Source organism: Actinomadura gamaensis (genome assembly GCF_042652125.1).
Taxonomy (GTDB): domain Bacteria; phylum Actinomycetota; class Actinomycetes; order Streptosporangiales; family Streptosporangiaceae; genus Spirillospora; species Spirillospora gamaensis.
On record NZ_JBHSIT010000011.1, the window covers coordinates 1 to 13210 of the forward strand.

13 protein-coding genes and 1 pseudogene are annotated in these 13210 nt (G+C 72.5%); 7 read left to right on the top strand and 7 right to left on the bottom strand.

The window, feature by feature from the left end:
* The 3 genes and pseudogenes from ACFPCY_RS32120 to ACFPCY_RS32130 form a co-directional block, all read left to right on the top strand.
* Window positions 1-197: pseudogene (locus ACFPCY_RS32120) on the top strand (MerR family transcriptional regulator); the annotation flags it as partial.
* 151 nt (window positions 198-348) lie between these two features.
* Window positions 349-957 (top strand): acyl-CoA-like ligand-binding transcription factor, encoded by a 609-nt coding sequence (locus tag ACFPCY_RS32125; RefSeq protein WP_378261477.1) that lies wholly within the window; start codon window positions 349-351, stop codon window positions 955-957.
* Window positions 958-1060: 103 nt separating this feature from the next.
* Window positions 1061-2470 carry an alpha/beta hydrolase domain-containing protein gene (locus tag ACFPCY_RS32130; protein ID WP_378261479.1) on the top strand — a complete coding sequence of 470 codons (1410 nt, stop codon included), beginning with the start codon at window positions 1061-1063 and terminating at the stop codon, window positions 2468-2470.
* Between the two features lie 50 nt (window positions 2471-2520).
* Here the strand turns inward: ACFPCY_RS32130 and bioB are convergent, their stop codons facing one another.
* Window positions 2521-3687: a biotin synthase BioB gene (gene bioB / locus ACFPCY_RS32135; protein WP_378261481.1), complete on the bottom strand. Its 1167-nt coding sequence runs from the start codon at window positions 3685-3687 to the stop codon at window positions 2521-2523.
* Window positions 3688-3893: 206 nt separating this feature from the next.
* A complete protein-coding gene (locus ACFPCY_RS32140; protein WP_378261483.1) occupies window positions 3894-4436 on the bottom strand; it encodes a hypothetical protein in 543 nt (180 codons plus the stop codon).
* A 212-nt stretch (window positions 4437-4648) separates the two neighbouring features.
* On the opposite strand from ACFPCY_RS32140, the gene ACFPCY_RS32145 reads away from it, so the two are divergent.
* On the top strand, window positions 4649-5233 hold the full coding sequence (locus ACFPCY_RS32145) for a TetR/AcrR family transcriptional regulator (protein WP_378261485.1): 585 nt from the start codon (window positions 4649-4651) through the stop codon (window positions 5231-5233).
* 62 nt (window positions 5234-5295) lie between these two features.
* Here the strand turns inward: ACFPCY_RS32145 and ACFPCY_RS32150 are convergent, their stop codons facing one another.
* Entirely contained in the window at window positions 5296-6738 is a 1443-nt protein-coding gene (locus ACFPCY_RS32150) for an MFS transporter (RefSeq protein WP_378261487.1), read from the bottom strand.
* An 88-nt stretch (window positions 6739-6826) separates the two neighbouring features.
* Between ACFPCY_RS32150 and ACFPCY_RS32155 the strand changes: the two genes are divergently transcribed.
* Complete coding sequence (locus ACFPCY_RS32155) at window positions 6827-7402, top strand: TetR/AcrR family transcriptional regulator (RefSeq protein WP_378261489.1); 576 nt, start codon at window positions 6827-6829, stop codon at window positions 7400-7402.
* Between the two features lie 129 nt (window positions 7403-7531).
* Here the strand turns inward: ACFPCY_RS32155 and ACFPCY_RS32160 are convergent, their stop codons facing one another.
* Window positions 7532-8200, bottom strand: coding sequence for a winged helix-turn-helix transcriptional regulator (locus ACFPCY_RS32160; protein ID WP_378261491.1), 669 nt, complete (start codon window positions 8198-8200; stop codon window positions 7532-7534).
* Window positions 8201-8320: 120 nt separating this feature from the next.
* Between ACFPCY_RS32160 and ACFPCY_RS32165 the strand changes: the two genes are divergently transcribed.
* Complete coding sequence (locus ACFPCY_RS32165; RefSeq protein ID WP_378261493.1) at window positions 8321-9112, top strand: SAM-dependent methyltransferase; 792 nt, start codon at window positions 8321-8323, stop codon at window positions 9110-9112.
* Between the two features lie 82 nt (window positions 9113-9194).
* Window positions 9195-10559 carry a leucine-rich repeat domain-containing protein gene (locus ACFPCY_RS32170; RefSeq protein WP_378261495.1) on the top strand — a complete coding sequence of 455 codons (1365 nt, stop codon included), beginning with the start codon at window positions 9195-9197 and terminating at the stop codon, window positions 10557-10559.
* Window positions 10560-10659: 100 nt separating this feature from the next.
* Here ACFPCY_RS32170 and ACFPCY_RS32175 read toward each other — a convergent pair whose 3' ends face one another.
* The 3 genes from ACFPCY_RS32175 to ACFPCY_RS32185 are packed head-to-tail and all read right to left on the bottom strand — an operon-like array spanning window position 10660 to window position 13140.
* A complete protein-coding gene (locus tag ACFPCY_RS32175) occupies window positions 10660-11970 on the bottom strand; it encodes an FAD-binding oxidoreductase (protein WP_378261497.1) in 1311 nt (436 codons plus the stop codon).
* Between the two features lie 28 nt (window positions 11971-11998).
* Complete coding sequence (locus ACFPCY_RS32180; RefSeq protein WP_378261499.1) at window positions 11999-12427, bottom strand: DUF4267 domain-containing protein; 429 nt, start codon at window positions 12425-12427, stop codon at window positions 11999-12001.
* Between the two features lie 38 nt (window positions 12428-12465).
* The gene (locus ACFPCY_RS32185; protein ID WP_378261501.1) at window positions 12466-13140 is read right to left on the bottom strand and encodes a hemerythrin domain-containing protein; all 675 of its coding nucleotides are present in this window, start codon (window positions 13138-13140) and stop codon (window positions 12466-12468) included.
* Between the last annotated feature and the right edge of the window lie 70 nt (window positions 13141-13210).

A 13210-nucleotide genomic window follows, 5' to 3' on the forward strand; every position in this document is an offset into this window, starting at 1 on the left:
AGCGCTCGGCCGGCGGCCACCGCCGCTACTCCCGCTACCAGCTGCGCCTGGCCCAACGCGTCCGCGACCTGGTCGACCAGGGCACCGCCCTGGACGCCGCCTGCCGCATCATCATCCTGGAAGACCAACTCGCCGAAGCCCACAAGATCAACCTCCAACTCCAGCGACGCCTCGACCAGAACGACTCGCGCGCCTGAACGGGTCACTCTCCACCGGCCAAGGCCGCCGGGACCCTCCCCCGCGGCCCAGCCACCCGGTGGCGGCGCGGGCGCCTTACGGTCCGGCGCAGCCAAAATTGCGTGGCACGAAATAATGCGTGGCACGCACCTTCTCTGTACAGTGGCGCGCATGGAGACCTCGGCGGCCGGGCCCGGCCTGCGGGAGCGCAAGAAGCTGGAGACCCGGCTGGCCCTGGCCCGAGCCGCGATGCGGCTGGCCGTCGAGCAGGGCATCGAGAACGTGCGGGTGGAGGACATCGCGTCCGCGGTGAACGTCTCGCCCCGGACGTTCAACAACTACTTCTCCAGCAAGGAGGAGGCGATCGTCTCGCTCGGCGTGGAACGCGACCAGCGCATCGCCGACGCGCTGCGCGACCGTCCGCCCGCCGAGCCGCTCGGACGCGCCCTGGTCGAGGTGTTCGCCGAGCAGTACGGCAAGGGCGGCTTCGACGGCGATCCCGAGATGCGGGACCGGATCCGGCTGATGCTGTCCTCCCCGGCGCTGCGCGGCGTCTACCTCCAGCGGCTGGCCGCCGGTGAGCAGCAGCTCGCCGAGGCGATCGCGGCGCGGTTGGGCACCGACGTCACGACGGACGCCTATCCGCGCGTCCTGGCCGCCGCGGTGAGCGGGGCCGTCCGCGCCGCCGTCACGCACTGGGTCGTGTCGGGTTCGGTCGGCAGCATTCCCGAGCTGATCAGGCGCTCGGTCGCCCAGATCGTCGAGGGGGTCGCACAGTGATCGGGTCCGGTCTCCCCGCGGCGGCCTCCTCCCCGCCGCGGACGTTCCCGCGCGCAGCCTGCCCGCTCCCGATCGCCGGCCGCCGACCCGTCAGGAGGACGGCATGACCAAGCGAACGGTGACCGCGCTCCTCGCCGCCGTGCTGGGCCTCGCCGCTGCGCCGGCCGCCGGATGTCAGGCCGCGAAGCCGGCGTCGGCGGCGAGCCGTCCCTCGGTGAGCGGGCCCCTGACCGGCGGCCGGATGACGACCGCGGCTCCGATCCCCCTGCCCGGATACACCGAGCGCGAGTACGTCATGCGCGGGACCGCCGCGTCCTACGTCTACACCGGGACGCCGCAGCCGGACGGACGCTGGAACGTCGGCGTCGCCGGGCACGCCTCCTACGCCACGCGGCTGGTGGTCCGCCGTCCCGCCGATCCCCGCCGGTTCAACGGGACGGTCGTGGTCGAGTGGCTGGACCTGCCGCCCGGCCAGGGCGGGATCGACCTTGATCCGGACTTCCTGACCGAGCGGGCCGAGCTGCTGCGGTCGGGATACGCGTGGGTGGGGGTCTCCGCGCAGCAGCAGGGCGTCCAGACCCTCAAGTCCCGGGACCCGGGCCGCTACGGCGCGCTGAGCCACCCCGGCGACGACTACTCCTACGACATCTACGCCCAGGTCGCGGCCGTCCTGCGCCATCCGGGCGGTACTGACCCGCTCCGCGGCCTGCGTCCCCGAAGGCTGATCGCCGACGGCTACTCGGGATCGTCCCGCCGCCTCACCACCTTCTACGACGCGATCCAGCCGCTCGCACGGCCCTACGACGCGTTCCTCATCCACGGCCGGGGCGCCACGTCCGCACCGCTGGCCCAGGGCCGGCCCTCTCCGGCCACGGTCGCCGTCCGGATCGACGCGTCCGCTCCCGTCCTGACGGTGCAGACCGAGACCGAGCTCGTCCCCGCGCCGCCCGACTTCCCCAAGCTGGACTACCTCCCCGCCGCCCAGCCCGACAGCCGGAACTTCCGGCTTTGGGAAGTCCCGGGAACCTCGCACGTCGACAAGGACCTCGCCACCCAGCTCGCCCGGGAAACGACAGGCCGCGAACCCACCGCCTGCGCGAAACCGCCCAACGACGGCCAAGGCCGCTACGTCATGGACGCGGCCCTGGCCCACCTCGACCTGTGGGTCCGCACCGGCACCCCGGCGCCGACCGCTCCGCGCATCGAGCAGAAGGACGCCCAGCCCGTCCGCGACTCCGACGGCAACGTCCGAGGCGGCCTCCGCACACCGGCGCTCCAGGCCCCGACCGCAACCCTCACCGGGGACGGGAACAGCGGCGCCAACCCCCAATGCGAGCTGGAAGGCGTCACCACCCCGTGGCCCGGATCCCGCCTGAAGGCCCGCTATCCCGACCATGACGCGTACGTCGCCGCCGTCCGCAGAGCGGTGCGCGACGCCCAAGCCGCCGGCCACCTCCTCCCCGCCGACGCCGCCGAGATCCTGGCCTCCGCTAAAGCAGCCGACCTCCCCTGAGGCCATCCGACGCAGGTGAAGTGGACCGGCGCCTGCGACCGTCCTTCGGATCAGGCATTGGGTGGCAGGTCGGTGCCGGCGCCGCGGCGGCGCACCGCCACCAGGTCGGGACGAGCGGGACGCGCGAGCCGGGTGCCGTCCTCGTCCCGCAGGCCGGATTCCGGTCCGCGCGCGTCATCAGGGGCGGCATCGAGGGCGGCGGCCTGATCGGCTCTTCGGTGGTCGGGCAGGGTGTCCGTGCCCGGCGCCTCCACCTCGAAGCCGGCGTCCGCGATCATCTCCAGGTCGGCCTTGCCCGCCTGGCCCTCGCTGGTCAGGTAGTCGCCGAGGAAGATCGAGTTGACGATGTGCAGCGCGAGCGGTTGCAGCGTCCGCAGATGGATCTCCCTGCCGCCGGCGAGGCGGACCTCCACGTCCGGGCAGACGAACCGCACCATGGCGAGGATCCGCAGGCAGCGCTGCGGGGTCAGCGCCCACCGCCCGGCCATGGGAGTGCCCTCGAACGGGATCAGGAAGTTCACGGGCACCGAGTCCACGTCCAGCTCGCGCAGCGCGAACACCACGTCCACCAGGTCGGTGTCGGTCTCCCCCATCCCGGCGATCAGCCCGGAGCAGGACGACAGGCCCGCCGTCCTGGCGCGGCGGACGGTCTCGACCCGGTCGGTGAACTCGTGCGTGGTGCAGATGTCGGCGTACACGGCCTCGGCGGTGTTGAGGTTGTGGCTGTAGGCGTAGGCTCCGGCCTCCCGCAGCCGCGCCGCCTGCCCGTCTGACAGCAGACCGAGGCAGGCGCAGATCTCCACGTCCTCGTTCGCTTCCTTGATCGCGGCGATGGTGCCGGCGACCCGCTCCACGTCCCGGTCGGTCGGGCCGCGCCCGCTGGCCACCAGGCACACCCGCTTGGCGCCGCCGGCCACACCCGCCTCGGCGGCCGCGGCGGCCTCATCGGGCTTGAGCCAGGTGTAGGTCAGGATCTCCGCCTTGGACCCCAACCGCTGCGAGCAGTACGAACAGTCCTCGGGACAGAGCCCCGACTTCAGATTGACCAGGTAGTTCAGCTTCACCCGGCGCCCGAACCAGTGGCGGCGCACCTTGCCGGCGGCGGCCACCACGTCGAGCAGATCGTCGTCGCTGGTGCTCAGTACCGCGAGCGCCTCGTCCCGGGTCGGCAGCTCACGCCGCAGTCCTTTGCCGACCAGAGTGTTCAGCAAATCCATGCCGCCGATCTTCGCCTGAGGCGCGCATCCCGGCCAAGATCCGATCCCTACAAAGCGCGCGGATCAAAAAATGTGTTCGTCATGGACAGCGCGGCGGGTGCGGGACGGGCGAGATCGGCGAGGGCGGCCGAATCTCCGCCTCGCCGATCTCGCCCGTCCCGCTCCTTCTGCACCAGAAGCACCGGCGTTCTGTCACCGCCCGGCTTCTATCCGCAGTTCACGCCCCACTTCTCGACCAGGGCGCGCGGCACCGGGCCGCAGACCTTGCCGCCGGTGTCGCCGACGTATTCCCAGTCCTGGCCGTTCGGGCTCCGCCACACGTGCGGGCCGTCCTGGCGGGAGAGCGCGTTGTCGGTGAAACCGATCTCGCCGATCGCGTAGTAGCGGCCGTTCACCTTTCCGTAGTGGGCGCTGCTCGGACCGGTCAGGTTGGCCTGCTTCTCTTTCGGATACTCCTGCATCGCGTGCATGAGATAGGCGTCGCGGAGCGCGCTGCGCACCGTGGCCGTCAGCGGGAGATTGACGGCTCCGGACGAGGAGCCCGGCTTGGCGCCGCCGGAACCGGTCGTTTCCTGCGTCGGCGACGACGTCGGGTTGGAACCGGCGGACGAGCTCTGGCTCGCGCTCGGTGCCGCGTTCGATGATTCGCCGGACGACGACTTGCCGGACGACGAGCCGCACGCGGTGAGCACCAGCGCCGACATGCCGACGGCGGCACCGAGCCGCGCGATCCTGTTCAGAGCGTTCATGTGAGTTCGGGAATCCAGTCTTGGGGGGTCTGTTGCCGCAGTACACGGCGACGGACGCGGTGGCGCCGCCGGTCGGCGGCAGGCCTCGACTCGGATCACGCGCCGTCTCCGAGTTACGTACCGTCCGGTATGAAACTAGGGCAGCGCCGGGTTCGGACGCAAGAGGTAACGTACCGAGAGGTAAAGAAAATGGGAATGATCATGGAGGCGGCATGCCCGGCGGACGTCCCCGCTCGTTCGACGCAGACGCCGCGCTCGACCGGGCGCTGGAGGTGTTCTGGCGGCACGGCTACGAGGGCACCACGCTGACCGACCTGACCACCGCGATGGGCATCAACAAGCCCAGCGTGTACGCCGCGTTCGGCAACAAGGAGGAACTGTTCGCCAAGGTCATGGCCCGCTACCTCGACGGACCCGGCGCCTACGTCGCCCAGGCCCTCGACGCGCCGACCGGCCGCGAGGTCATCGAGCGGCTGATCCGCGGAGCGGTGGACATGACGGCGGGCGACGGCACGCCCCACGGCTGCCTGTGCGTCAACAGCGTCCACGCCGGCGGACCCGACGCGGACGCCGTGCGCAAGGACGCCATCGCGGTGCGCGAGAACAGTGAGGCGGCGCTGCGCCGGCGCCTGGAGGAGGCCACCGACCTGCCGTCCGACTACGATCCGGCGGCCCTGGCCGCGCTCGTCCACACGATCGCCGACGGCATCGCCGTGCAGGCGGCGGCCGGCCGCAGCCACGCCGAGCTGCGGCAGATCGGCGACCTGGCCCTGCGCCTCCTACTGGACTGCCCTTGATCCGCAGTTAAGGGTCCGGTGTCCCGGCGACGTTTCCCCGCGAGCCGGGATCTCTGGCCGCGTCAGGGCGTCGGGGTGTTCTCGGGGAGGCGCGGGGCCGGGCTCGGGCTCGCCGGGCGTGCCGGTTCGGTGCTCCTGCTCAGCCACAGGCCGGTGAAGACGGCCGTGGCCAAGGTGACGATGCCGGCCACGACGAAGGCGCTGGTGAGGCCGTCCTCGAACGAGGCGCCGCCGGACTGCCGGGTGCGGACGACGGCTCCGAGCACCGCAACGCCGAGGACGGCGCCGATCTGCCGGGTGGTGCTGCTGACGCCCGACGCCAGTCCGCCCTCCTGCGGGCTGACCGACTGGATGGCGGCGCCGGTCAGCGGGGACATCGTCAGGGCGAAACCGACGCCGACGACGGCCAGCCGCCACCACACGTCGGCGTAGCCCGTGCCGGCGTGGACGAAGCCGAGCGCCAGCAGTCCCAGGCCGGCCAGGGCCAGGCCGAGGGTGACCATGATCCGGAAGCCGTACCGGGCGGCGAGGCGGCCCGCGAACGGGCTGACGACGACCATCGCGAGCGTGGCCGGGAGGGTCTGCACCCCGGCCCGCAGGATCGAGCTGCCCTGGACGTAGACGAAGAACTGGGAGAAGAAGAACGACGAGCCCATGAGCGCGAAACCGACCACGACCATCGCCGTGTTGGAGACCGTGAACAGCCGCTGCCGGAACAGGCGCAGCGGCAGCATCGGCGCGGGGACCCGTCCCTCGACGACCACGAAGGCGGCGAGGATCACGGCCGCGGCGGCGAAGCTGCCCAGGATCACCGGCGAGGTCCAGCCGCGGGAGCCGCCCTCGATCAGCCCGTAGGTGAGCGCCCCGACGCCCAGGACGGACAGGACCGTCCCCGGGACGTCGATCGCGGGCGCGTTCGGGTTGCGGGACTCGCTCAGCGTGCGCAGGCCCGCCACCAGCAGGACCGCGCCGACGGGCAGGTTGACGAGGAAGATGGCGGGCCAGCCGAAGGCCTCCGTCAGCACCCCGCCGGCGAGGGGGCCGGCGGCCAGGCCGATTCCGCTGAGTCCGGCCCAGAGCCCGATCGCCCTGACCCGCTCCTGCGGGACCGGGTACGCGGCGGTGAGCAGGGTCAGCGAGGCGGGGCTCAGCGCGGCGGCGCCGATGCCCTGGAGCACCCGTCCGGTGATCAGCCAGCCGATCGAGGGCGCGGCCGAGCACAGGGCGGACGCGGCGGTGAACACCACGACGCCGGCCAGGAAGATCTTCTTGCGGCCGAAGCGGTCGGCGAACACGCCGCCGGACAGCAGCAGCATCGCGACCAGCAGCACGTAGGCGTCCACGATCCACTGCAGCCCGGTGAGCCGGGTGTGCAGCCGCTCCTGCATGTCGGGCAGCGCCGCCCCGACGATCGTGTTGTCGAGCAGCACCATGAACTGCCCCAGGCAGGTCACCGTGAGCAACGCCGCCCGGTTCGGCCGGGCCACCGGCGGTGCAGACCCCATCGTTCCTCCTAAAGCAGTCAGCTACTGCGTTAGGAGGCTAGACGGCGGATGTCCTAAACGCAACTGCGAGCTGCGCTAAGGTGGCGGCATGGAGGAGCGAGAGCCGGTCCGGCGGCCCGGCGGGCGCAGCGCCCGGGTCCGGGCGGCGGTGCATCAGGCCGTCACGGACCTGGTCGCGGAGCGGGGCTACGGCGAGTTCACGGTGGCGGACGTCGCGTCCCGCGCGGGCGTGGCCGACACCAGCGTCTACCGCCGGTGGGGCACCCTGGAGGCGCTGCTCACCGACGTGGCGCTCACCCGCCTGAAGGCCCAGTCGCCGATGCCCGACACCGGGAGCCTGGCCGGTGACCTGCACACTTACGCGACCCAGGTGGCACGCGAGATCACCGGACCGGACGGCCTGGCGGTGCTGCGCCTGACCGTCGCCCTGTCCAACCGGGGCGAACGGGGCCTGCGGGCGCGCGACGACTTCCTCGCCGAACGCGCCCGGCTCGTCCAGGAGATGCTCGACCGCGCCGCCGAACGCGGCGAGAACCCACCCGACGCGCTGGGCGTGCTCGACCACATCATGGCCCCGATGTACATCCGCGTCCTGTTCGGCGTGGGGCCGCTCACGCCGGACTACATCGCCGGGCTGGTCGACCGGCTGCTGGAACGCCCCTGATCTCCGCCTCCGGCAGAGACGGCGCGACGCCGGCGGCTTCTCGCGGGTCGCTCAGAAGCCGGCGATTTCCCGGCCGGTCAGAAGCCGACGGCTTTCCGGGTCGGTCAGAAGCCGGCGGTTCCGGGTCGGTCAGAAGCCGGTCGCGGAGGGAGCGCCCGGCACGTCGCCCTCGACCGGCCGCAGGCGGCGCAGAACGTCCATGTCCCCTTGGCCGCTCAGCCCGAGCTCGGTCGCGCGGGCGAGGTCGATCACGCCGGTGAGCAGGCCGAGCACCGCGCGCGGCGGGCCGTCCAGGACGAGGTCGGGGCTCGCGGCGCGGCCGACCCGCGTGCGGACCTCCCCGCCGTCGATCTCGATGACGGCCTCCTCGCCGGACGCCACGAGCTGGATCACCGCCGCCGGGGCTTCCGGGTCGGCGGCCGTGGTGAACCAGGCGGGGGCGTAGGCGAGCCAGTGCGCCCGGAACGCGTCGTCCGGACGCTCCTCGCCCATGCGGCGCAAGCCCCACCGGCCGAGCGCGCGCACCGCCGGTTCCAGCGCCCGGCCGTCCTCGGTCAGGGCGTAGAGGACGGTCGCGACGGGCGGCGGCGCGTCCTCGCGGGTGATCAGCCCCGCCTCGTCGAGCTCCTTCAGCCGCGCCGACAGCAGGTTGGTCGCGATGCCGGGCAGGCCCGCCTTCAGGTCGGTGAACCGGCACGCGCCCCGCAGCAGGAGCTCGCGGACGATCAGCAGCGTCCAGCGGTCGCCCACGACGTCGAGGGCGCGGGCGATCGAGCAGTACTGGCCGTAGCTACGCACCGGCCCATTCTAACGCGCGCCGGTTTACTTCCAGGACTAGCTGGTTGAAAAAGTAAACCAGACGTGCCTACGCTGCCGGTATCCGGCTCGTCACCTCCCGCTCCGGAAGGATCTCGCGCGATGACGTACTCCGAGACCGGCGTCGGTCGGACGATCAACCGCCTGCTGGACGAGCATCCCGACCTCGACGCGTCCGCCGACGGCGCGCTGGACGGCCTCGACCAGTTCCACATCGGCGGCGGCGAGGCGGTCGACCGCCTCATCGCCGGCCTCGCCCTCAGCACCGCCGGGACCGTCCTGGACGTCGGCTCGGGCTTCGGCGGACCGGCCCGCCAGATCGCCCGCCGCACCGGCGGCCGCGTCACCGGCCTCGACATCACGCCGTCCTACGTCGAAGCCGCCCGCGACCTGACCGCCAGGGCCGGGCTGGACGGCCTCGTCCGTTTCCACCACGGCGACATCGCCGAGTTCAGCCCGGAACGGCCGTTCGACGCCGCGATCACGATGCACGTCCAGATGAACGTCCGGACCAAGACCGCGTGGTTCGCGCACATCGCCCGCTGCCTGGCTCCCGGCGCGCGCCTCGCCGTCTGGGAGGTCTGCCGGCCGCGTCCCACTGACCTGCCGTGGCCGATGCCCTGGTCGCTGGACGGCACCGACAGCTTCGTCGTGTCCGCCGAGGCGCTGCGTGACTCGATCGAGGAAGCGGGCTTCACCAGCACCGAATGGACCGACGAGACGTCCTGGGTCCGCTCCTGGATCGACCGCGCCTTCGGCGGCGGCGCCCCGTCCCGGCCCGCCCTGCCGATGCTCCTGGACGACGGCTACACCCGCGTCATCAACTACGCCGCCGCACTGACCGACGGCTCCCTCCAGGTCTGGCGCGGCATCTTCACCAAGACCTCCGCCTAGCGGCTGGGCGGGGTGGAGGTCCCTTCGGGCGGTGGTCGGGGAACGGCGTCCGTGTCGGTCATGATCAGTATCGTTCCGCCGCATGAGATCCTCACCCCCCGCCCTCGACCTGACCGCGCTGCGCGGCAAGCTCACGACCGCCTCGCCCGCGCGGGCGGCGCGGGCCGTCCGGGAGCTCGTCCGGCACGGCGGCCGCGACGCCCTCGACCTGGCCGACCAGTTCGCGCTGGTCGCGGGCCTGACCAGCGACGACCTGCTGAAGATCTGGGCGCGGGCCGCCGATCCCGACGGGGTCGCCGAGTTCCTCCTCGCCCCGGCCTTCGCCAGGGAGGGACGGACCGAACTGTTGCTGTGGCGGCGCGCGTCGGTGACCGGCGTCCGGCACCTGACGGGCCTGCGCTCGCTGCGGCTGGCCGAGTGCAAGAAGCTGACCGACCTGTCCGACCTGGCGGCGCTGGACCGGCTGGAGGAACTGGAACTGGAGGACGCGGCGGCCCTCACCGACCTCTCGCCGCTGGCCTCCATGAAGGCGCTGACCAGCCTGACCATCAAGAACTGCCGCCGGGTGACGGACCTGTCCGCGCTGTTCGGGCACCTGCCGAACCTCCGGCGGCTCGACCTCACCGGGTCCGGGGTGCGCAGCGTCGCCGGGCTCGGTCAGGGGCTGCGGTCGCTGCGGCACCTCGACCTGAGCGCCTGCCGGTCCCTCCGCGACATCAGCGGGCTGTCCGGGTTCCCCGAGCTGGTGGAGCTCGACCTGTCCGACGTCCCGGTCGAGTCGCTGGACGGGCTGCGCGACCTGGGCTCGGTCGCCGAGCTCACGGTGTACGGCTCGGACCTGAAGCGCCTGGACGGCATCGAGGCGATGCCCAACCTGCGCGAGCTGCGGCTGTACGAGGCCACGGGCCTGACCAGCCTGGACGGTCTCGGGCACCATCCGGAACTCACCGGCCTCGGGCTGCCGAACGCCGCGCTCCCCGACCTCCGGCCCCTCTCCCGGCTCCCGGCCCTGCCCCACCTCACGATCTCGCAGAGGCACGACCTCACCTCCCTGGGCGGACTCGAAGGCCACCCGTCGATCTCCGGCGTCCACCTCGTCGGCACGACCCGCCTGACCGACTTCTCGGCGCTGGGCGCCATGCCCGCGCTGCGCAAGCTGGAGTTCAACGGCCTCGACCAGCTCGTGGACCTCGGCCCGCTGCCCGCCATGGACGTCCTGGAGGACCTCAGCCTCGCCTACTGCGAGCGGCTGCGATCGCTCGGCGACCTATCGAAACTGCCGTCCCTGCGCTCGCTGTGGCTCCAGCGCTGCGGGGCGCTGGGCGGCCTGGAGACGCTTCGGGACCTCCCGGCGCTCGAAAAGGTCACGGTGTCCGACTGCCGCGCGATTCCGAAGGAGACCCTCGCCCACCTCGAAGAGCGAGGCGTCCTCAAGCTCCTCGCCTGAACGACGCGAGGCGGCTGGCGGTCGTCGGTCGGCGGCGTCCCCGCATAGGTGCGGCCCCGCCGCCTCGGGGGCTTAGGGGCCGTGACCTGTGGGGGACGCTCTAGCCGAGCACTGGGTAGTTCGCGCGGAACACGTTGTGCGGGTCGCGGGACCGCTTGATGTCCCGCAGCCGCGCGAGCGTGTCGCCGGAGAAGGACTGCGCCGCCGTTTCGCCGGGGCTGAGGACGGTGTACGGCTTGCGTCCGCTGATGTAGGCCTTCAGGTCGTCCACGACCTCGGCCTGCTTGGCGCGGGTGGCGTCGGCCGTGTGCGGCAGGCCGAGGCCCAGCATGGCGAGCAGGTAGGGCTCGGTGACCACGCCACTCGCCCCGGCCTTTCCGTCCGGGTCGGCGAGCGCGCCGCCCAGGTGCCTGATCTGGATGTTGATGAGCGGTTCGACCGGCTTGGCCAGCAGGAGCTCCACCGCGTCCGCGTCCAGGCCGGTGAGCAGTTCCGCGTGAGCGAGGGACGGGACGGGATCGACGGGCTCGGCCGTGATGGTCCCCAGGTCGGCGATCGGGACGACGCCGCGGCTGTCGGAGACCGCGCCGTCGATCTTGCCGATGCGCGCCAGCAGGTCCGCGGCTCGTGCCGCCTCGCCCAGGTAGGCCAGGTCCAGGGTCACCATCGGCGGCGCGCCGGGAGGCTGGTACCGGTTGATCCAGACGCTGAGTTCGCGCGGCGCCTCGGCGGTGATCTCCAGGTAGGCGTCGTACACCTCCCTGGTCCGGTGCTCCGGCCAGACCACGCGTCCGCCGTACAGGGTGGGCACGGGGAACAGTTCGAGTTCGAGGGCGGTCACCACCGCGAAGTCCCCGCCGCCGCCGCGCAGCGCCCAGAACAGGTCGGGATCGGATTCGGCGGTCACCCGTCCGTGCTCGCCGTCGGCGTCCACGATCTCGATGGCCCGGACGCTGTCGGACGCGAAGCCGTACGTGCGGCTGAACCAGCCGATCCCGCCGCCCAGGGTGTAGCCGGTCACGCCGACCCCCGGCGCGCTGCCGCACAGTCCGGTCAGCCCGAGCGGACCGGACGCGGCCAGCACCTGTTGCCACTTCGCGCCCGCGCCGACCCGGACGACGCGCTCCTCGGCGCGTACCTCCACCTCGTTCAGCAGGCCGGTGCGGAGCAGGATCAGGCCTTCCACGTCTCCCGAGGCGCCGTGCCCGGTCGGCTGCGCGGCCACCGTCATGCCCGTCCGCCGCGCGTACCGGACGAGCGCCGCCACGTCATCGGCGTCCGCGGCCTCCGCGACGGCCGCCACCGGTTGCCGGACGGTCAGGTTCCACGCCGTGGACGCCTGCTCGAAGCCGTCGTCGCCGGGGGGGAGCACGCGTCCCCTGAGGGCGCCGCGCAGATCGTTGATGGTCATCGTCGTCTCCTTCGTGAACAGGTGGGGGTCAGGCGTGCTGCGGGACGGCGCGCGTCGGGGACGTGGCCGCGGACTTGCGGGTCTCGCGCATGATCAGCAGGCCGTTGGCCGCCATCAGCGTCGCGGTCAGGCAGTGGATGCCGAGCGCGGCGGCCACCGAGCCGTGGTGGCCGAGGACGTTGGCCATGTCGCCGTACGCGGCGAGGGCCTCGACCAGCAGCGCCCAGCCCAGCGCGCGGCGGTGGCCGGTCACCAGCAGGGCGCCCAGGACCAGGGCCAGGACGACGTCGCGGACTCCCTTGACGACCAGGAACCCGCCCCCGTCGCCGGACGGCGGGTGCGGCAGGCCGAAGCCCTGCACCGCCGCCTGGGGACTCACGATGTACTCCGTCCCGAACCAGAGGATGAAGGCGATGAAGGCGACGGCCAGGACGGTGTTGAGGTTCTTCAGCGACACGGTTCTTCTCCTTGAGCGATCGAAAGCGGTGCAGAGGGTCAGCCGCGGACGCGACGGACGCGACGGACGCGGCCGACGCGACGGACGCGGCGGACGTGCCGGGCATAGCGGGGCCGGCCGATGACGTGCCAGACGACGCGGACCGGGGCGGGCAGGGCGCCGAGGACCAGGGCGCGTTCGGCCGGGTTCGCGTCCTCCAGGACGGCGCCGAAGAGCGTGAGCAGGGCGGGCTTGGGCGTGTTGCTCACCAGGTGGTCGCCCAGGGAGGCCCACTCCTGTTCGGTGAGGTGCTCGGCGGCGAGCGGGAGGAGGGTGGCCTCCTCGTCGTCGAGGTGCTCCAGCAGGACGGCGCGGTGCTCGGTCAGGGCGGCCACGAGCGTGTCGCGCTCGTCGGCGCCCGCGGTGGCCTCCCAGGCGGGGACGGCGGCGTCCAGCCTGGTCAGGGTGGCCGCGACGCGTTCGTGCTGGGCCTCCATGCGCAGCACGGTGTCGGCGCCGAGGTCCACGCGGGCCAGCAGCGGCGGCCACAGCAGCTCGTCCTCGCCCTCGTGGTGGTTGCGCAGGCCCAGCCGGTAGATGCGGAAGTGGTCGGCGATCACCCTGGCGCGCGCCGTGTCACCCGGGGCGACGGCCGCGACCAGCTCCACGAGCAGCCGCGACTCGCGGCGGAGCACGCGGTGGATGATCTCCATGTCCTGGGTGTCGACGCTCATCTGTCCCTCGCCCTTCGTCGGTTGCGACGTGTTCAGGCTGCTCCCGGGCGTTTGGAAGGGATTTGGAGCT